Raw genomic sequence first — 19,049 nt, 5'->3', positions numbered from 1 at the left:
GTTACAATAATTTTTTATTAAAAATTTAAGTTTAATCCCAAAAGAAGTTGTCTACTTTTTGGATAAGGAGAATAATCAACACCTGGTGTATAAGGGGTTTGTCTTCTAGTTGATACTTCTGGATCAAAACCAGAATATTTGGTCCAAACAAATACATTACTAACTGTACTATATAATCTCAATCTAGAAATACCTATAGTTTTTAGCAAACTATCTGGCAAACTATACCCAAGAGTTATTGTATTTAATCTTAAAAATGAGCCATCTTCAACTGCCCAATCCGAAAAGACATAGTTTGAAAAAGGAGACCACATAGAAGTGTTTGCATTTAAAGCTGTTAATTGTGAAGGATCAGTTACTAAACTACCTGTTGCTGGGTCTATATTTGTCCATCTATTTCCTTCAGACATAACTGAAAGTAAGTTTCTATATTGTCCTCCATTTGGAGTTGCTGTAGTATGTTCAATTTTACTTGCATTATAAATATCATTACCATAACTCCAATTGAAACCTGCTGAGAAATCAAAATTAGAATAATTTGCATTAATGATTATACCTCCAGTATGTTTTGGATTAGCATTTCCAATAACTCCTTGATCTGCAACAGTAACTAAACCATCTCCATCTAAATCTTTTAACTTCATTGAACCTGGACTAACTGGTACACCAATTACAGAAGAAGCATCAGCAACACCTGGTTTTAAGGTATAAACACCACCAACATAATCAAAATCAGATACTTCATAACGGCCATCACTTTGATACCCAGACATAATACCTAATGGTTGTCCTACATGAACTAAAAAATCATCGTTTATAGCAGTAGATGCCCATCTTGATGGCCAACCGAAATCAGATGCTTCTCCTAATGAATTAATATTATTTTTATTGAATGCAATATTGAATGCAAAACTCAAATTGAATTTATCTTTTTTTATTGCATCAGCATTTAAAGATACCTCAATTCCTTTATTCTGAATTTCTCCCATATTTCTGTATTGGGAAACATATCCTGTTCCAGGAGTATTAAAATTAAGTAATAAATCATTAGTCAAATTTTTATAAGTCTCAAAAGTTCCACTAATTCTACCATTGAATATTTCAAAATCAATTCCCAAATTTTGTGTGGTAGTGGTTTCCCATTTTAAGTCAGGATTTGCTAATACATTTGATGTTGCCCAATAGCTATTTACATTGTTTATCCATGATGTAACACTAGACTGAAAAGGTTGAATAGTTTGACCAACTGGAATGTTATTATTTCCAGCTTTACCATAACTCACTCTTACTTTCAATAGATCTAACCATTCGTATTTTTCTAAGAAACTTTCTTCAGAAATTTTCCAAGCTGCAGCAACTGATGGAAAATATCCCCATCTATTTTTACCTAAAAATTTACTTGATCCATCTGCACGATAGGTAGCTGTTAACAAATACCTATTTTTAAAATCATAATTAATTCTTCCGAAAAAAGATACTAATTTATCTTCTGGTAGATTATAATTGTCTGTTGAAAATGGGACACCTTGAGTCGTTAAATTAATTGCATTTTCAAATGTAAAAAAATCAGGATATGCATGAATAGTATTTGTTAATGTGTTAGATTTGAAATTTATTGTTTCTTCTCCTAATAATATCTTTAATCGATGATTGTCACCTAGTGAGTTTTTAAAATCATAATTTAAAGTATTAGCATTTCTAAATCTTCTATCATCTCTATTGCTAAATATTAATGCTGGTAATCCTTGATTTTCTACAGATGGAGTATTATTAACATAATAAGTACTTTGTCCATAAAAACGATAATCAGAGAATTTATAATAATCTAATCCAAAATCTGATGATACCTGAATTCTATCAGTAATATTCCAACTTACACCACCAAGCATATTAAAATTTCTTCTAAATTGTCTTCTATTATTATCGGAAATTGTAACAAAAGGATTTACTAAATTACTTGCTAAATCTTCATTAGTATTACTACTTGTTACGCCATCGATATCAAAAGGAGCATAACCTATAAAATGCTTCATACGAGAATCCGCAGTAGATTTTTCATTTTGTTCATTCGCACCACCACCATTTATTTCTGTATTTGAATAACGTACAGTATATGATAAATTGATATCATCATTAGGTTTACTTTTTAATCTAAGTGATAAATTATCTCTTTTATAATCTGAACCAACCATAATTCCTTTTAAGTTATAATGGGTATAATCAAAGTTATAGTTGATTTTATCTGAACCGCCACGAATTCCTAAATCATGATTTTGAACAATACCTGTTCTTCCAAAAATTTCACTTTGCCAATTTGTAGTAGGTGTATTATCATATTGACTAATATCTGAATATGACCCTAAGTAATCTTCAAATGAAGTTACATCATCTGTTAATTGAGCATATTCATATTGCCAATTTACATAATCTCTAGAGCCCAAGACATCCAATGTTTTTCGAATTTTATTAAAACCTGTAAATGTATTATAAGACACTTCTATTTTGTTCCCTTTTGTACCACCTTTAGTAGTAATTAAAATAACACCATAGGCACCTCTTGAACCATAGATTGCTGTTGATGAAGCATCTTTTAATACTGTAATATTTTCAATATTTGATGGAGAAATATCACTAATACTTGTTACAGGAAAACCATCAACAATATATAAAGGAGAAGCATCTTGGGATAAAGAGCCACCTCCTCTAATTCTTATATTTATATCAGCATCTGGTGAACCCTCTGAAGAAGTAATTTTAACTCCAGCAATTTGTCCTGTTAAGGCTTCAGCAACATTTGTTACTGGTCTTTTAAGTATTTCTTCACTGGATACAGATGCAACAGAACCTGTTAAATCTGATTTTTTGGATGTACCATAACCTACAAGAATAACTTCATCCAATTTCGCAGTATCTTGTATTAAACTAATTTTTATAGTACTTTGACCACTTAGTTTTACCTCTTGAGTTTTATACCCTACATAGGTAACAATAAGAGTAGCATTTGAATTACTCACTCTTAATTCAAAAGCTCCATCAAAATTTGTTGATTGACCATTTTTCGTTCCTTTTTCTATAATATTTACTCCAGGAATTGGTAATTTATCTTCTGAATCAATAACTTCTCCTTTAATAGTTATTGCTCCATTCTGTGAATACATTTCTTGACTTAAGAAAAAGGAAAGAAATAAAAACAGTACAATGGAATAGAATTGCCTATTTATTATTAATAGTTTCATATTCATAATTTATAATTTAGTTTGATTAAGGTTATTAGTCATTTTTTTGTTATTTATATAAGTATCAATAAATTTAACATCATTGACATTCTCAAGAGAAAAAGCTTCTCTAACAGTATCTATTTTTACATTTTTAAAAAGAATATTTTTTATTATTGAATTTTCAAGACCGTTCGCTAAAATGGCATATTCCCCACCATTATTTACTGTTACATTTTCAAGGATTATATTTCTTATTTCTGGAATAAAATCACCTGTTTGATTACCATAAATTCCATAATGCATATTAATTTTCAAAACAGCTTCTTTGACTTGTCCTACTTTTAAATTTTTAACATATACACCTTCAACTGTTCCTCCTCTTCTAGTATTCGTTTTAATTCTAATTGCTCTTTCAAGATTTGGACTATCCATTGTACAGTCTTGGACAAAAACATTTCTTACACCAGCAGACATTTCGCTACCTATCACTACACCTCCATGACCATCAATCATTTTACAATTTAGAACAACTATATTTTCACTTTTTATCGCTACTCTCCTACCTTCTGCATCTCTTCCAGCTTTAATAGCGATACAATCATCTCCAGTATTAAAAGTGCAATTTTTTATTATTACATTTTTGGAATATTCTGGATCACAACCATCATTATTTGGCCCATGACTTTCTACAGTTACACCATCTATTATTACATTATTAGATTTTATGGGATGAATAATCCAAAAAGGAGCATTAATTATTTTTACATCTTTAATTAATACATTTGTACATTCAAATGGTTCTAAAAAATTGGGTCTTAAAAAATGATTTTTACCAAATATTCTTTTTTCAACTGGAGAACCATTTTGCCCCATATCCATTAAAGTAGGTAGGTTTAAGCTATCTTTTTGAGAAGGTTGACCATCTTTGTATCCATAAAAATGTCCTTCTGAAGTACTTCCTTTCCATGGCCACCAATTGGTTTCATTAGCTTGGCCATTTAAGATTCCATTTCCTGTAATTGCAATATTGTTTTTTTTATATGCGTAAATAAGTGGAGAGTAATTCATTAGTTCAATTCCTTCAAAAGAAGTGTGAACTAATGGGTAATAATCATCAGGATTTGTTGAAAAAAGTATTTCAGCTCCATCTTCTAGGTGTAAATTAACATTATTTTCTAAATGTATTGGTCCAGTTAAATATTTTCCTTTTGGTACTAAAACTATTCCACCTCCATTTTCTGTACAAGTCTTAATTGCTTTTTCAAATGCTTTTGTACAAATTGTTTTATTATCTCCTATTGCTTCAAAATCCAAAACATTATATGTAGTATCTTTAAATTTTGGAACTTTTGTATTTTTTAAAATATTTAAATATATATCTGAATATTTTAAATCACTATTTATATTTTCTTCTTTTTTTTCTTTCTTCTCTACGCAAGAATTGATTATTAGCAATATACCTAGTAAATAGCAGCTGATAATATTTTTATTAAAAAATCTTTTTTGTAATTGTGTTTTCATAGTTTTAGTATCGTAATCGATTACGAAAATAATGAAATCAATATTATTACACAAGAAAATTTTAATAAAAAATAAAAAAAATATAATATATTTATTTATATTATAAATATTCCTTGTATTTATTATGATTTTAATATAATAAAATAATCTAAATATATTAATAATATGGTTAATTTTGTGTTTTGTACTACTTTAAAAACTGATCTTTGTAGGAGATTAGGTTTATAAATTCTTTTAATTTAAATAGATGAAAAAAAAGACTACAATATATGATATTGCAAAAAAGTTAAATATAACGGCTGCAACAGTTTCAAGAGCATTAAATAATCAATTTGATGTTAGTCAAGCTACTAAAGAATTAGTCTTAAAAACAGCCATAAAAATGAATTATGAGCAAAACAAGTTAGCTTTAGCTCTAAAAAGTGGAAAGAGTAATAATGTTGGTGTTATTGTTCCTCGTATTGATAGTAATTTTTTTGGGTCAGTAATAAGAGGTATTGAAGAAGAATTAAACCCTCATGGTTATCATATTATCATTTGCCAAACAGATGGTAATGAAGTAAAAGAAAAAGATAATATTGATGCACTTCTTAATGCCCAAGTTGATGGAATACTAATTTCAACCTCTAGTAGTAAAGATTCTAATTTTGAGCGAATATTAAAAAAAGATGTTCCTTTGATCTTTTTTGATAGAAAAAAATCATTAAGTAATGTTAGTTCGGTTACAATTAACGATTTTAATGGTGGTTACAAAGCTACACAACACTTAATTGATATTGGTTGTAAAAAAATAGCACATTTCTCTGGAGATATAAATATCGAAATTTTCAAAGAACGTTTTATGGGATATAAACAAGCTTTGATTGATAATAATATTGATTATCAAGATGATTATGTTAAACAAACTATGAGTAATCTTGAAGATGGCAAAAAGGCTATAAAAAAATTGCTATCTCTAAAAAATCCACCAGATGCATTATTTTCTTCTAGTGATTTTGCTGCTTTAGGAGCTATACAAGAATTAAAAGAGAAAGGAATAAAAATTCCAGATGATTTTTCAGTTATTGGATTTGCAAATGAGCCTTTTACTAAATTTATGGAATTATCTATTAGTACAATTGATCAATTTCCTAGAGAAATGGGAAAAATGACAGCAAAAGTATTTTTGGAACAAATAAATAATACAGAAAAAGTAAAAATTGAAAAGAAAGTTATTTTAGAACCTGAGTTAGTTATAAGAAAATCAACTTTAAAAAAGTAAATAAAAAACCGTTTGGAGAGAATTCTAAACGGTTTAAATTAATTTTTATTCCAATCATTTATAATGAAACTCCTCTTTTCCAAGGAATAAAATCATTCTGATTTAAAAGTTTTGCTTTGGTAATTGTTCTACCACTAGCTACATCTATTATAAAATCTAACATAGCTTCCCCCATTTCTTCAATGGTTTTGTCTCCTCTAATTACTGCTCCAGTATCAATGTCAATAATGTCTGGCATTTTTGTAGCTAATTCGGTATTAGAAGAAACTTTGATAATTGGAGCAATAGGATTTCCTGTTGGAGTTCCCAATCCTGTTGTAAATAAAACTACCGTTGCTCCTGAACCAACCATTGCTGTTGTACTTTCTACATCATTTCCTGGTGTATTCAATAAATTTAAGCCTGGTGTTGTTACATATTCACCATAATCTAACACATCACAAACTGGAGAAGTTCCTCCTTTTTTGGCAGCTCCAGCCGATTTCATAGCATCAGTAATCAACCCGTCTTTTATATTTCCAGGAGAAGGATTCATGTCAAACCCTGAACCAGCATCAACTACTGATTTTTCAAAAGCTTTCATCAATTGCAAAAACTTTACTCCTTTTTCTTCTTCCACACAACGGTTAACCAACTCCTGCTCTACTCCACATAACTCTGGAAATTCAGACAAAATTGCTGTTCCTCCAAGAGCGACTAACATATCTGAAACATGTCCTAATGTAGGATTTGCAGAAATTCCTGAAAAACCATCTGAACCACCACATTCTAATCCAATTCTCAACTTTGATAAAGGTGCTGGTTTTCTTTGAATATTATTAGCTTTTTTAATCGCTTCAAAAGAATCTTTTACTACTGCTGTTAGCATTTCATCCACTGTTCCCATTTGCTGTTGTTCATAAATGACAATAGGTTTTTGAGAATCTGGATTAATTGCTTTTAAAGCATTTTTGAAGATTTCAATTTGCAAATTTTGGCATCCTAAACTTAAAACTGTTACTCCTGCTACATTTGGATTATTCACATAACCTGCTAACAGCTTGGCTAATAATTCTGAATCTTGACGAATTCCACCACAGCCACCTTGATGCGTAATAAATTTTACATCAATGTTTCCAAAAACATCTTCATTGTCTTTTGCTTCTTCTGTTTCCTCATTTCCACTAACAAGAGAACGCAATAACATTTGATGTTTATTGACTTTATGTTTTAAAAGTTCTCTCTCGAAAATATCTTTTAATATTTCAATATTTCTATTTTCACAAAAAACTAACGGAAAAAACAACCATACATTTTCTGTTCCTACTTGACCGTCTTCTCTATGATAACCCTCAAAAGTTTTGTCTTTCCATCTTTCAATATTTGGAGCTGTCCAACCAATTGAACCTGTTTTTCCAGAGACTTTCTCACTTTGATGTTTTACATTTTCGGTTGTTAAAACTTCACCTTTTTCAATTATTGAATTAGCAGTCCCAACCAAAACACCGTACATAATGATTCTATCTCCAATTTCAAATTTTTGTGCAGCAATTTTATGTTTTGCTTTTACATCAGTAACCAAAGTAATTTGAGAATCTTCAAAATTTACTTGTTCTCCATTCTCTAGATTGATTAATGCTACTAGGACATTATCATATGGATGAACTTTTATTAATTTCTTTTGCATAATTTCTATAATTATGAGTTGAATTTGTTTTTAAAAGCCACAAAGCCTTTTTCAATTCCATTAGCCTCAATATCAGTAAGTCCTGAAACTACTGCTTCAGACAAACCTATAACTTTAGTTAAATCTTTACCCCAAAATTCTGTATTTTCTAATGTCGCTTTGGCAACTTTATTTAAGTCATTTGAACTCCAAGCTTCTTTGAAAAAAGCCACAATATCAGCACCATCATTTATTGGTAAAGCTTCATTTTTCCATGTTCCTTTATAAAACTGGATTAAACAAGCTAAAGAATACGTTAAGTGAATTGGTAAACTGTTCTTTTTTTCAACATATTGCAGTAAACTTGGTAATACTCTAACTTTAAATTTAGAAACCGTATTTAAAGCAATATCTGCTAATTTGTGAATGATAAATGGATTTCTAAAACGATCCATTACTTCGTCAGAATACGCTAAAACCTCACTTTTATCAAAAGGTAAAGTGTCGTTAATTTCAGCAATAACATGATTTACGAAGGCACCAGTAAAGTCTCCATCAACTGTTTGTCTTACTGTTTCGTTTCCATATAATAATGAAAAAGGAACCATTGCTGTATGAGCACCATTTAAAATACGCACTTTTAAAGTTCTGAAAGATTGCATATCATCTACAATCTTTACATTTAAATCGGTTTTATGGAACGGTAATTTTTGTTTTAAAGCTTCATCTCCTTCAATAACCCAAAGGAAAAATGGTTCTGCTGTAACGATTAAATTATCTTGATAATCTAATTTACTATTGTACTCTTCAATTTCATTTTTTGGGTAACCTGGAACAATTCTATCTACTAAAGTATTGTGATAAGTACAGCTTTCTAATAACCATGTTTTAAAAGAGTTATCTAAATTCCATAAATCACAATATTGTAAAATAATATCTTTTAAAGTAGCTGCATTATAATTGATTAATTCACATGGAATGATGGTTAGACCTTTGTTTGGGTTTCCATTAAAATGTTTAAATCTTTCGTATAATAAAACGGTTAATCTAGCAGGAAAAGCAACTGGTGGTTCCATTTCTGGTGTATCTGAATCGATAAATTCTATACCAGCTTCAGTTGTATTTGAAATGATAAACTGCAACTCTTCTTCTTTAGCTAAATCTAAAAAGGCTTTATAATCGGTAAATGGATTAATTCCTTTTACAATGTTTTTTATTAATTCTATATTTTGAATTTTCTCGTTTTTCTTTACACCATTCATGAATAGTGTGTACAATCCATCTTGGTCATTCAACATGTCAACCATTCCACCTTCTAAAGGTTGAACAACCGCAACACCTGCATTGAAGTTAAGTTCATTGTTTAATCTTTGAAAAGCATAATCTACAAATGCTCTTAAAAAATTACCTTCACCAAACTGGACCACTTTAATTGGGTACAATGCTTGCGAATCTATATTTTCTCTATTTAATTTTTTGATTGTCAACATACTATATTTTTTAATAATTGTCTTATTATTTTACAAATTTGTTATTGGACTATATTTAGGTACCAAAGTTTTCATAACCGTCCAACCTATTAAGTAGCAAACTGCACAAATTGAAAAAATGATAAAATATCCTGCTTCAATTCCCTTAAATCCCATGAATGCCATATTTGTATTTTCACTGTAATCGAATAAAACTCCAGAACCTTTATTGATAACAGTTGAACCTAATCCACCAGCTAATCCACCAATACCTGTAACCGTTGCAATTGCTTTTTTAGGAAACATGTCTCCAACTGTTGTAAATATATTTGCAGACCAAGCTTGATGAGCGGCTCCAGCGATTCCAATTATAATTACAGGAATCCAATACGTATAATGACCTAAAGGTTGTGCTATTAGAGCTAGCAATGGAAAAAATGCAAAAATTAACATAGCTTTCATTCTACCTTCATAAGGATTCATTCCTTTTTTATCAACGAAATAAGTTGGTAACCAACCTCCAATGATTGAAACCAATGTAATCATATATAAGACAAACAAAGGAAAAGCAGCTTCTGTAGAATCCATTCCGTAAACCGAACTTAAATATGCTGGTGTCCAGAATAAGAAAAACCACCAAACACCATCAGTCATGAATTTTCCAAAAGCAAAAGCCCAAGTTTGTTTATATTTAAAACAATCCATTAATGAAACTTTTGCAGTAGTTTCTGGTACATAACCTTCTATTTTACTATCAGCAATTGTATCTTGTTGAATATATTCTAATTCTTCAGGGTTTACTTTAGAATGTTTTTCTGGTTTTTCATATAAGAAGACCCAAAAGCCCATCCAAATAAAACCAAGAGCTCCAATTATTATAAAAGACATTTCCCAACCATAAGCTTCTGCTATAAAAGGAATTGTAATTGGTGCTGCCAACGCTCCAACTGTCGCTCCAGCATTGAATATACTTGTTGAAAATGCTCTGTCTTTTTTAGGAAAATATTCAGCTGTAGTTTTAATGGCAGCTGGAAAATTTCCTGCTTCACCTAATGCTAAAACAAAACGAGCGAAAATGAATAAAGTTACACTGACTGATATTACTAATCCAGTATCATTAATGGTTCCAATAATATTTTTTGCTCCTTCAAAACCAACAAACCAATCTCCAGTGATATAACCAGCTGTTGCAATTCCAGCAAAAGCATGCAAACAAGCTCCTAATGACCAAACACCAATAGCCCAAAGAAACCCTTTTTTGGTATCCATTATATCCACAAAACGACCTGCAAACAATAAAGATACAGCGTAAAATATTGAAAACAAAGCAGTTATGTTTCCATAATCATTATTAGTCCAATGAAATTCAGGTGCAATAAAATCTTTCCATGTTAAGGATAGCACTTGTCGGTCTAAATAGTTTATAGTGGTTGCCATAAATAATAGTCCACAAATAGTCCACCTGAATTTTGTTGCTTTTTTTGGAATTAATTCACTCATAATTATATTTTTTTACTTCTATTTGAAATAGAAATTAGCATTTTATTTTCTAATTTGTTTGATAGTATCTAAAGCAAATTTTACTTGAGTCGTAAGTTTACCAAAATCCTTATTATCAATAATTTCCTTCGAAATTAACTGTGAACCCATTCCGACGCAGGTTACACCAGCATTAAACCAACTTTTCAAACTCTCTTCTGTTGGAGATACACCTCCTGTTGGCATTATTGAAGTCCATGGTTGCGGTGCTAAAGCTCCTTTTACGAATTTTGGTCCATAAATATCACCAGGAAATAATTTTACAATTTCACAGCCTAATTCTTCTGCTTTTGCAATTTCACTTAATGAACCACAACCAGGTGACCATAACACTTTTCTTCTATTACAAATTTGTACAATATCTTCTCTTAAAACTGGAGTTACAATAAAATTAGCTCCCATTTGCATGTATAAAGAAGCTGCTGCTGCATCAGTAATAGAACCCACTCCAAGAATCATCCCAGGAAGTTCATTAACAACATATTTTATTAAAATAGCAAAGACTTCATGAGCAAAATCACCTCTTGCTGTAAATTCAAATAAACGTGCTCCTCCATCATAACAAGCTTTTACAATATTTTTACAAATTTCTGCATCAGGATTATAATATAAAGGAACTAAACCAGTTTCCTTCATTTTTTGAGCTACTTCAATTCGGGTATATTGAGCCATAATTATTTAATTTGTTTTAATAAATTTTCAAAAATTGAAATACAATTCGCTTTTAATTCAATTTTTTGTTGATTTTTAAAGATTTGAATATATTCAACAGGAATATTTTTAGCATCAGTTAGCTTTTTATTTATTGGTTTTTCATTTGTAGAAAGAACAAATGATGCATCAACACTTCCATCATTAACCTCACGAAGGTATTCTGTAATTTTTGACATTGCATCAAAAGACTGGAACAATAGTATTCTGTAACCAAACTTTGTAGCACATAATTGTAAATCACATAATAGCTCACTATACAGAGTATCATTTATTTGAGGAACTATAATCGCTATGATAAAAGATTTATAACCTCTTAAAGCCAATGCATTTTTATTAGGTTTATAATTTATTTTAATGGCATAATCTTGAATAATCTTTTTAGTATCATTGTTGATATCGTTTCTATCATTCAAAGCTTTTGAAATTGTTGAAATTGAAAAACCTGTTAAATTTGATATTTTTTTTAATGTTACCATATTACCATCCTTATAATTCTATCTATCTAGAAACTTTAGCAGAGCCGTCACCATTAATTATATTTTCAACTTCTTCTAATGTAGCCAAATTATAATCTCCAACAATGGTATGTTTTAAACAACAAGCTGCAACAGCGAATTCTAAAGCTTTTTGTTTATTATTAGTATCTTTTATTAAGCTATAAATTAATCCACCCATAAAGGCATCACCTGTTCCTACTCTATCCACTACTGGAGTTATTTCTTTAACAGCTGCTTTATATATTTGTTTTCCATCAAATAAAATGCCTCCAATTCTTTGGTGTGAAGCACTAATAGAATAACGTAATGTGGTAGCTGCTACCTTCAAATTTGGACACAATTCAAATAGTTTTCCATATAAAGACGGAAGTGAAGCTTCATCTGTATAATCTGGATTTATTTTTTCTTTTCCCAACATAAAAAAAGCAGTATCGATATCACCTAAAATTATATTGCAATATTTCAGCATTTCTGGCATAACGTCTTTAGGTTCTTTTCCGTATTTCCATAATTTTGAACGGTAATTCAAATCACATGAAATGGTTAACCCTAATTTATGAGCAGTTTTAATAGCTATTAAGCATTCTTCTTCAGCATTTTCTGAAATGGCAGCCGTAATTCCACTAAAGTGAAACCATGTTTTGCCTTCAAATATTTTTTCCCAATTAAAAGTTCCTGGTTCAACTGTTGCAATAGCACTATTAGCCCTGTCATAAACTACATTACTTCCTCTATTTCCTGCTCCAGTTTCTAAGAAATAAACTCCTAAGCGATCACCACCAAAAAGCACATTGGATGAATTCACATTCATTTTTCGCATTTCTTTCAAAGCACAATGTCCGATTTCGTTATCTGGAATTCTAGTTACAAATTCAGCATCAATTCCGTAATTAGCCAAGGAAACAGCCACATTAAATTCACCACCACCATAAGTTGCAGCAAAAGCTTTGGATTGCCCAAAACGCAAATGTCTTTCTGTAGAAAGTCGTAACATTATTTCACCAAAAGTGACTACTTTATTCATCTTAAACTTTAATTATTTTAAAAAATCTTCTCGCATGGGACTAAATGATTCTACTAAAATTCCTTCTTCTAAACAAACTACTCCATGCATTTTATTGGAAGGAATAAAAAATGTATCACCACTATGCAATATTTTTTTCTCCTCTTCAATTTGAACTTCAAATGAACCTTTAACAATAAAAGCTACTTGGGAGTGAATATGCTGATGTAAATAGCCAATGCCTCCTTTTTTAAATTTAACAATGGTTTGCATTAATGCATTATCATAACCAATTATAGCTCTATCTAAATTTTTATCAATTTTCTCCCACTTATAATCTTTACTTTCTATAAACATTTGAATTGATTAATTAGAATTTAAAATATTCTTTTGCATTGTTATAACTGATGTCAGTCACCATTTTACCAATCCATTCCATATCAGCAGGAAGCTCTCCTCGTTGAATTTCATCACCTAAAAGATTACATAAAATACGTCTGAAATATTCATGTCTTGGAAACGATAAGAAACTTCTTGAATCGGTTAACATTCCGATAAAACAACTGATTAATCCCATGTTTGAAAGGGCATTTAATTGTTTTGTCATTCCGTCTTTTTGGTCTAAAAACCACCAACCTGAACCGAATTGTACTTTCCCTCTAACACTACCATCATTAAAGTTACCAATCATTGTTGCCATAACTTCGTTATCAGCTGGATTTAGGTTATAAATAATGGTTTTTGTTAATTTATCTTTACTATCTAATGCATTTAAAAACGCTGATAATTTTTGAGCTTGAGCATAATCTCCTATAGAATCCCAACCTGTATCTGGTCCAAGAATTCGGTGCATACGAGCATTGTTATTGCGTAAAGCACCTAAATGAAATTGCTGAACCCAACCAAACTCATGGTAAGTTTCAGACAAAAACAATAAAATAGCACTTTGGAATTTTAACGCTTCTTCATTTGTTAAAGTTGTGTTTTCACGTTTCTTTTTGAAGATGGTATTGATTTCATTCTCTGTGAAATTTTCAAAATAAATATGCTCTAAACCGTGATCTGAAAGTTTGCTTCCATTTTTATCGAAGTAAGCTATTCTGTTTTTTAAAGCACCACATAAATCAACATACGTATTGATTTCAATTCCAGCTACTTCTCCTAATTTATCAATATATTCGTTATAACCATCATTGGTAATTAAAATCGCTTTATCAGGACGAAAAGCTGTACTTACTTTAACTTCAAAATCACTTTTAGCTAATTGTTGGTGATACTCTAAATTATCAATTGGATCTTCAGTGGTACAAACGAATTCAGCCTTTACTTTTCTTAATAAATTTCTTGTACTGAAATCTTGAGAATTTACTTTTGCAGAAGCTTGTTCATAAATAGATGCAGCTGATTTTTCGTTCAATAATTCATTGATGCCAAAATATCGTGTTAATTCTAAGTGAGTCCAATGATACAAAGGATTTCTCATCGTATATGGAACTGTTTTTCCCCATTGTAGAAACTTATCTTTTTCGGAAGCATTTCCTGTGATAAATTTTTCATTGATTCCTAAAGTTCTCATAGCTCTCCATTTATAATGGTCACCGTTAATCCAAACTTTTGTTATGTTATCAAAAATGGCATCTTCTGCAATTAATTGGGGTGATAAATGGTTATGGTAATCTATGATAGGCTGGTTCTTAGAATAATTGTGATATAATTCTTCAGCATATTTATTTTCCAAAAGGAAATTATCGTTTATGAAATTTTTACTCATTGTCTTAAAATGTTATTCTTCGTTTGATGGTTTTCCGATAGTAGCTAAAATTCCACCATCGACATAAACTACTTGTCCGTTAACAAAATCACTTGCTTTTGATGCCAAAAACACAGCTGCACCTGCTAAATCTTCAGGATTTCCCCATCGAGCTGCTGGTGTTCTGTTAATAATAAATTCGTTAAAAGGATGACCATCTACACGAATAGGTTCTGTTTGCGAAGTTGCAAAATAACCTGGTCCAATTCCATTTACTTGAATGTTGTATTTAGCCCATTCTGTAGCTAAGTTTTGTGTTAGCATTTTCAGACCACCTTTGGCAGCAGCATAAGCTGAAACACTATTTCTCCCTAATTCGCTCATCATAGAGCAAATGTTGATGATTTTACCTTCTCTTCTTTCAATCATTTGTTTAGCCACTAATTGCGACATGATGAAAGGTCCAACTAAATCTACATCAATTACTTTTCTGAAATCAGAAATAGGCATTGTAATAGCCAATTCTCTTTTGATAATTCCAGCATTATTGACAAGAATATCAATATTTCCTAATTCTTCTGTAATGATGTCAATATATTTTGCAGCATCCGTTTCATTTGTTACATCAAAAATATAACCTTTTGCTTTGTATCCTTTGCTAGTATAATAGACAATTGCTTCGTTCATTTTACTTGGTGTTGTACCTGTAATCACCAATTCAGCACCAGCACTAGCTAAACCTTCAGCCATGGCTTGTCCTAATCCGTGAGTTCCACCAGTAATTAAAGCTCTTTTTCCAGTTAAATTAAATAGATTCATTATTATTTTAATTTGTTTGGTGCAACAATATCCATATCTCCATAATCTAAATTTTCACCAGCCATTCCCCAAATAAAGGAATAGTTTGCAGTTCCCGAACCGGAATGAATAGACCATTCTGGTGATAAAACGGCTTGATTATTTTCTAAAAATATATGACGTGTATGTTCTGGCTCGCCCATAAAATGAGCTATAGTTTGCCCTTCTTCTAAATCAAAATAGAAATAAGCTTCCATTCTTCGATTGTGAGTGTGTGCTGGCATTGTATTCCAAACATTTCCAGGTAAAAGCTCAGTAAGTCCCATTTGAACTTGACATGTTTCCACTACACTATTCACAATAAGTTTATTGATAATTCTTTTATTTGCATACTTTTCATCACCCATATGTACAATTTCAGCGTTTTGTTTGTTTACTTTTTTTGTTGGAAACTTTTTGTGAGCTGGAGCAGAGTTGATATAGAATAAGGCAGGATTTTCTTCTAAACTTGAAAATAATACTTCAATGCAGCCCGAACCAATATATAATGCTTCTTTTTTATCTAATTCAAAAACTTCACCATCTACTGAAATTTTACCTTTTCCACCCACATTTACAATTCCGATTTCTCTTCTATCTAAAAAATTATTTGATTTTAAATATGGAATTGTTTCTAATTTTAGGGTTTTAGAAACAGGCATAATTCCACCTACTATATATCTATCATACATGGAATATGTCAAATTGATTTCATCCTTTGAAAAAAGATTATCAATTAGAAAGTGTTCTCTAATTTCATTTGTGTCATATTTTCTTGCATCTGCTGGATGTGATGCATATCTAAAGTTGAAATTTGTCATTAATTTGTATTTTATATTTCCGTAATCGATTACGTAAAAGTAATATTTTTTTTTTAAAAAAATCATTTTTAAGAAAAAATATATGCTTTTTTAAAAGATAATTTAAAAATAAGTTAAATCTAAACATAAAAAAATTACTTATTGGTTTAAAAAAAGCTTATAACAAACAAAATTCAATAATACTGTAAGTTCGCTTAAAAATTTATACTTTTAACATAAATAAGGATACACCAATAGAATTCAATAATTTATGAAAAATGCAATAGCTGAACGTATACAAGATTTTCTAAGAAAGTTTCATCCGTTCAAAAGTATTAATGACGAAAATTTACTTGAAATTGCAAGAAATGTTACTGTCTTATATTTAGAAAAAAATGACTATCTCTTTAAAGTTAATGATGGTACACATGATTCATTTTATGTAGTAGCATCTGGTGCAATAGGTTTAAGTATAACCTCAGATTCAGATGATGTGTTAATTGATAAATGTGATGAAGGTGATATTTTAGGACTTCGTCCATTTTTCGCAAAAGATAATTACCTTATGAATGCTAAAGCTCGTGAAGAGAGTATTGTTTATGCTATTCCAATTGATATTTTTAAGCCTATTGTTATAAAAAACACTAAAGTTTTAGAATTTTTATTACAAAGTTTTGCTTCAAACACTCGAAACCCATTAGATAAGAAAAATAAAGGAAAATTACTTTCTGAAAATGTAATTTATGATGATAATTCTAGTGAAATTCAATACTACCAACCTATTCATTACACTAAAAATCCAGTTACTGCATCTACTTTAGATATTACAAGGTATGTTGCACAAACAATGTCAAGTAAAAAAATAGGTAGTATAATAATTCATGAAAATAAATTACCTGTTGGTATTTTAACAGATAAAGATTTACGATCAAAAATAGCAACAGGTTTGTTTCCAATTGACACTACTATAAATAAAATTATGTCCTCACCAGTTATAACTGTAGCTGAAAATATTTCTATTGTGGAAGCACAATTGATGATGTTAAAACATAATGTAGGTCATTTATGTGTTACAAAAGATGGTACTAACCTATCTGAAATAAAAGGAATCATTTCTGAACATGATATCGTTGTTGCACAAGCTAATAATCCAGGAGTTTTATTGCGACAAACAAGACGAGCTCAAAATACAGAAGATTTAAGAAATATTAGACAAAAAGTTACTGATTTGATTCAAAATTCTATAGATAAAAATATTCCTATTTATCATATTTGTTCTATTGTAGGAGAACTTAATATAGCTATTACCAAAAGAGCAATTGAGCAAGCAATTGAAAAAATGGGTATTCCTCCTCCTACTCAATTTACTTGGTTAAATATAGGAAGTCAAGGAAGAAAAGAACAATTATTATTAACGGATCAAGATAATGCTTTAGTTTTTGAGGATGTTAGCGATGAAAGGTATGATGAAGTTAAAAACTATTTTTTAACATTAGCAGAAATTGTTACTAAAAAATTAAATAAAGTTGGTTACGAATTTTGTCCAGCAAACATGATGGCTAGTAATCCTTTATGGTGTAGAACAGTTAGTGAATGGAAAAATCAATTTTATAATTGGATTCACTCACCTGGTGAAAAAGGAATTTTAATGTGTACTATATTTTTTGATTATGACTTTGTTTATGGAGATGAAAATTTAATGCATGCAATAACAGATACAATTTTAAAAGAAACATATGATAATCAATTATTTTATGCTTATTTAGGTGCAAATGCATTAGAAAATCCAGTTCCATTAGGTTTTTTTAGACAATTTCTTGTTGAGAATGATGGAGAACATAAAGATACTTTTGATATAAAGTCAAGAGCTTTATTACCCCTAATAGATGCTGCAAGGATACTGATTTTAAGTTCGGGAATAAGAAATATTAATAACACAGCTTTAAGATATGCAAAACTTGCAGAAATCGAACCACAAAATGCTGTTGTTTATAATTCATGTGAAGAAGCTTTTCTAGAACTTTTAAAATTTAGAACCGAAGAAGGATTGTTGTATAATTCAGATGGTAGATACTTAAATTTAAAAGAGTTAACCAAATTGGATAAAGTAAAACTTAAGAATGATTTTCAACCTATTAATGATGTTCAAGAAATAATTAAAAACCGCTTTAAGTTAACTTATTTTACGTAATATGAAATGGCCTTTTAAAAATATAATTAAAGAATATCCTTCTTTTTGGATAGAATATTTGGCTTATTTTAATATAAAGACAAATCCCAAACGATATGTTGTATTTGATTGTGAAACTACTGGATTAGATATAAAAGAAGATCGTATTTTATCTATTGGAGCTGTAGCAATTGTGAATAATAAAATTGTTGTTAATGATTATTATGAAGTTTTTATCTCTCAGACAGTTTTTAAGGCTACTTCTGTTCACATACATGGTATTTTAAAAGATGGAAATGAAGAAAAATTAACTGAAAGAGAAGCAATTATTACTTTTTTAAACTTTATTAAATCAGCCACACTTATAGGACATCATATCTCTTTCGATATTGAAATAATTAACGAAGCTCTTAATAGGCTAGATGCTGGAAGATTAAAAAATCAATACATGGATACAGATATTATGTATCAGAAATTAAAACATTTTCCAGATGAGCAACATACTTCACTTGATGAATTATGTGATGTTTTTAAAATAAGAAAAACAGACCGTCATACTTCAAGTGGTGATGCTTATTTAACAGCTTTACTCTTTTTAAAACTAAAAAGAAAACTTGACATTTAA

Annotated in this window: 15 protein-coding genes; 3 read left to right on the top strand and 12 right to left on the bottom strand. The window is 29.9% G+C overall.

Features of this window, described 5'->3' with window-relative positions; all coding sequences use genetic code 11:
- Positions 1 to 17 precede the first annotated feature (17 nt).
- Together FIA58_RS09015 and FIA58_RS09010 are read right to left on the bottom strand one after the other, a co-directional pair.
- The gene (locus FIA58_RS09015) at positions 18 to 3,236 is read right to left on the bottom strand and encodes a SusC/RagA family TonB-linked outer membrane protein (protein WP_243754657.1); all 3,219 of its coding nucleotides are present in this window, start codon (positions 3,234 to 3,236) and stop codon (positions 18 to 20) included.
- A 9-nt stretch (positions 3,237 to 3,245) separates the two neighbouring features.
- Positions 3,246 to 4,739, bottom strand: coding sequence for a glycoside hydrolase family 28 protein (locus FIA58_RS09010; protein ID WP_140962154.1), 1,494 nt, complete (start codon positions 4,737 to 4,739; stop codon positions 3,246 to 3,248).
- A 247-nt stretch (positions 4,740 to 4,986) separates the two neighbouring features.
- On the opposite strand from FIA58_RS09010, the gene FIA58_RS09005 reads away from it, so the two are divergent.
- A complete protein-coding gene (locus FIA58_RS09005) occupies positions 4,987 to 6,000 on the top strand; it encodes a LacI family DNA-binding transcriptional regulator (protein WP_140962153.1) in 1,014 nt (337 codons plus the stop codon).
- A gap of 58 nt (positions 6,001 to 6,058) precedes the next feature.
- On the opposite strand, the gene FIA58_RS09000 is transcribed toward FIA58_RS09005, so the two are convergent.
- Genes FIA58_RS09000 through kduI form a run of 10 tightly spaced genes read right to left on the bottom strand, consistent with a single transcriptional unit; the run spans position 6,059 to position 16,275 of the window.
- Positions 6,059 to 7,666, bottom strand: a complete 1,608-nt coding sequence (locus FIA58_RS09000; RefSeq protein WP_140962152.1) for a UxaA family hydrolase — start codon at positions 7,664 to 7,666, stop codon at positions 6,059 to 6,061.
- Between the two features lie 11 nt (positions 7,667 to 7,677).
- On the bottom strand, positions 7,678 to 9,126 hold the full coding sequence (locus FIA58_RS08995; protein WP_394352420.1) for a tagaturonate reductase: 1,449 nt from the start codon (positions 9,124 to 9,126) through the stop codon (positions 7,678 to 7,680).
- 39 nt (positions 9,127 to 9,165) lie between these two features.
- Positions 9,166 to 10,614 carry an MFS transporter gene (locus tag FIA58_RS08990; RefSeq protein WP_140962150.1) on the bottom strand — a complete coding sequence of 483 codons (1,449 nt, stop codon included), beginning with the start codon at positions 10,612 to 10,614 and terminating at the stop codon, positions 9,166 to 9,168.
- A 42-nt stretch (positions 10,615 to 10,656) separates the two neighbouring features.
- On the bottom strand, positions 10,657 to 11,325 hold the full coding sequence (locus tag FIA58_RS08985) for a bifunctional 4-hydroxy-2-oxoglutarate aldolase/2-dehydro-3-deoxy-phosphogluconate aldolase (RefSeq protein WP_140962149.1): 669 nt from the start codon (positions 11,323 to 11,325) through the stop codon (positions 10,657 to 10,659).
- A 2-nt stretch (positions 11,326 to 11,327) separates the two neighbouring features.
- Positions 11,328 to 11,843 (bottom strand): LacI family DNA-binding transcriptional regulator, encoded by a 516-nt coding sequence (locus tag FIA58_RS08980; protein ID WP_140962148.1) that lies wholly within the window; start codon positions 11,841 to 11,843, stop codon positions 11,328 to 11,330.
- Positions 11,844 to 11,865: 22 nt separating this feature from the next.
- The gene (locus FIA58_RS08975) at positions 11,866 to 12,888 is read right to left on the bottom strand and encodes a sugar kinase (protein ID WP_140962147.1); all 1,023 of its coding nucleotides are present in this window, start codon (positions 12,886 to 12,888) and stop codon (positions 11,866 to 11,868) included.
- Between the two features lie 12 nt (positions 12,889 to 12,900).
- Positions 12,901 to 13,224 carry a cupin domain-containing protein gene (locus tag FIA58_RS08970; protein ID WP_140962146.1) on the bottom strand — a complete coding sequence of 108 codons (324 nt, stop codon included), beginning with the start codon at positions 13,222 to 13,224 and terminating at the stop codon, positions 12,901 to 12,903.
- 13 nt (positions 13,225 to 13,237) lie between these two features.
- Complete coding sequence (gene uxaC / locus FIA58_RS08965; RefSeq protein ID WP_140962145.1) at positions 13,238 to 14,638, bottom strand: glucuronate isomerase; 1,401 nt, start codon at positions 14,636 to 14,638, stop codon at positions 13,238 to 13,240.
- Positions 14,639 to 14,650: 12 nt separating this feature from the next.
- Positions 14,651 to 15,436 (bottom strand): gluconate 5-dehydrogenase, encoded by a 786-nt coding sequence (locus FIA58_RS08960; protein ID WP_140962144.1) that lies wholly within the window; start codon positions 15,434 to 15,436, stop codon positions 14,651 to 14,653.
- Positions 15,437 to 15,438: 2 nt separating this feature from the next.
- Positions 15,439 to 16,275, bottom strand: coding sequence for a 5-dehydro-4-deoxy-D-glucuronate isomerase (kduI, locus tag FIA58_RS08955; RefSeq protein ID WP_140962143.1), 837 nt, complete (start codon positions 16,273 to 16,275; stop codon positions 15,439 to 15,441).
- 250 nt (positions 16,276 to 16,525) lie between these two features.
- On the opposite strand from kduI, the gene FIA58_RS08950 reads away from it, so the two are divergent.
- Positions 16,526 to 18,445, top strand: a complete 1,920-nt coding sequence (locus FIA58_RS08950) for a DUF294 nucleotidyltransferase-like domain-containing protein (RefSeq protein WP_140962142.1) — start codon at positions 16,526 to 16,528, stop codon at positions 18,443 to 18,445.
- Between the two features lies 1 nt (position 18,446).
- Entirely contained in the window at positions 18,447 to 19,049 is a 603-nt protein-coding gene (locus FIA58_RS08945; protein WP_140962141.1) for a 3'-5' exonuclease, read from the top strand.

Source organism: Flavobacterium jejuense (assembly GCF_006491595.2).
In the GTDB taxonomy this organism is placed as follows: Bacteria; Bacteroidota; Bacteroidia; order Flavobacteriales; family Flavobacteriaceae; genus Flavobacterium; species Flavobacterium jejuense.
Note: the sequence above shows the minus strand (reverse complement) of the source record. Positions and strands in the feature narration are given on the sequence as shown.

Bases quoted from the DNA above. Each gene is read 5' to 3' on its own strand.
- uxaC (WP_140962145.1), bottom strand. From the start codon at position 14,638: ATGAGTAAAAATTTCATAAACGATAATTTCCTTTTGGAAAATAAATAT.
- FIA58_RS09010 (WP_140962154.1), bottom strand. From the start codon at position 4,739: ATGAAAACACAATTACAAAAAAGATTTTTTAATAAAAATATTATCAGC.
- FIA58_RS09000 (WP_140962152.1), bottom strand. From the start codon at position 7,666: ATGCAAAAGAAATTAATAAAAGTTCATCCATATGATAATGTCCTAGTA.
- FIA58_RS08980 (WP_140962148.1), bottom strand. From the start codon at position 11,843: ATGGTAACATTAAAAAAAATATCAAATTTAACAGGTTTTTCAATTTCA.
- FIA58_RS09015 (WP_243754657.1), bottom strand. From the start codon at position 3,236: ATGAAACTATTAATAATAAATAGGCAATTCTATTCCATTGTACTGTTT.
- FIA58_RS08985 (WP_140962149.1), bottom strand. From the start codon at position 11,325: ATGGCTCAATATACCCGAATTGAAGTAGCTCAAAAAATGAAGGAAACT.
- kduI (WP_140962143.1), bottom strand. From the start codon at position 16,275: ATGACAAATTTCAACTTTAGATATGCATCACATCCAGCAGATGCAAGA.
- FIA58_RS08960 (WP_140962144.1), bottom strand. From the start codon at position 15,436: ATGAATCTATTTAATTTAACTGGAAAAAGAGCTTTAATTACTGGTGGA.
- FIA58_RS08970 (WP_140962146.1), bottom strand. From the start codon at position 13,224: ATGTTTATAGAAAGTAAAGATTATAAGTGGGAGAAAATTGATAAAAAT.
- FIA58_RS09005 (WP_140962153.1), top strand. From the start codon at position 4,987: ATGAAAAAAAAGACTACAATATATGATATTGCAAAAAAGTTAAATATA.
- FIA58_RS08975 (WP_140962147.1), bottom strand. From the start codon at position 12,888: ATGAATAAAGTAGTCACTTTTGGTGAAATAATGTTACGACTTTCTACA.
- FIA58_RS08990 (WP_140962150.1), bottom strand. From the start codon at position 10,614: ATGAGTGAATTAATTCCAAAAAAAGCAACAAAATTCAGGTGGACTATT.
- FIA58_RS08945 (WP_140962141.1), top strand. From the start codon at position 18,447: ATGAAATGGCCTTTTAAAAATATAATTAAAGAATATCCTTCTTTTTGG.
- FIA58_RS08950 (WP_140962142.1), top strand. From the start codon at position 16,526: ATGAAAAATGCAATAGCTGAACGTATACAAGATTTTCTAAGAAAGTTT.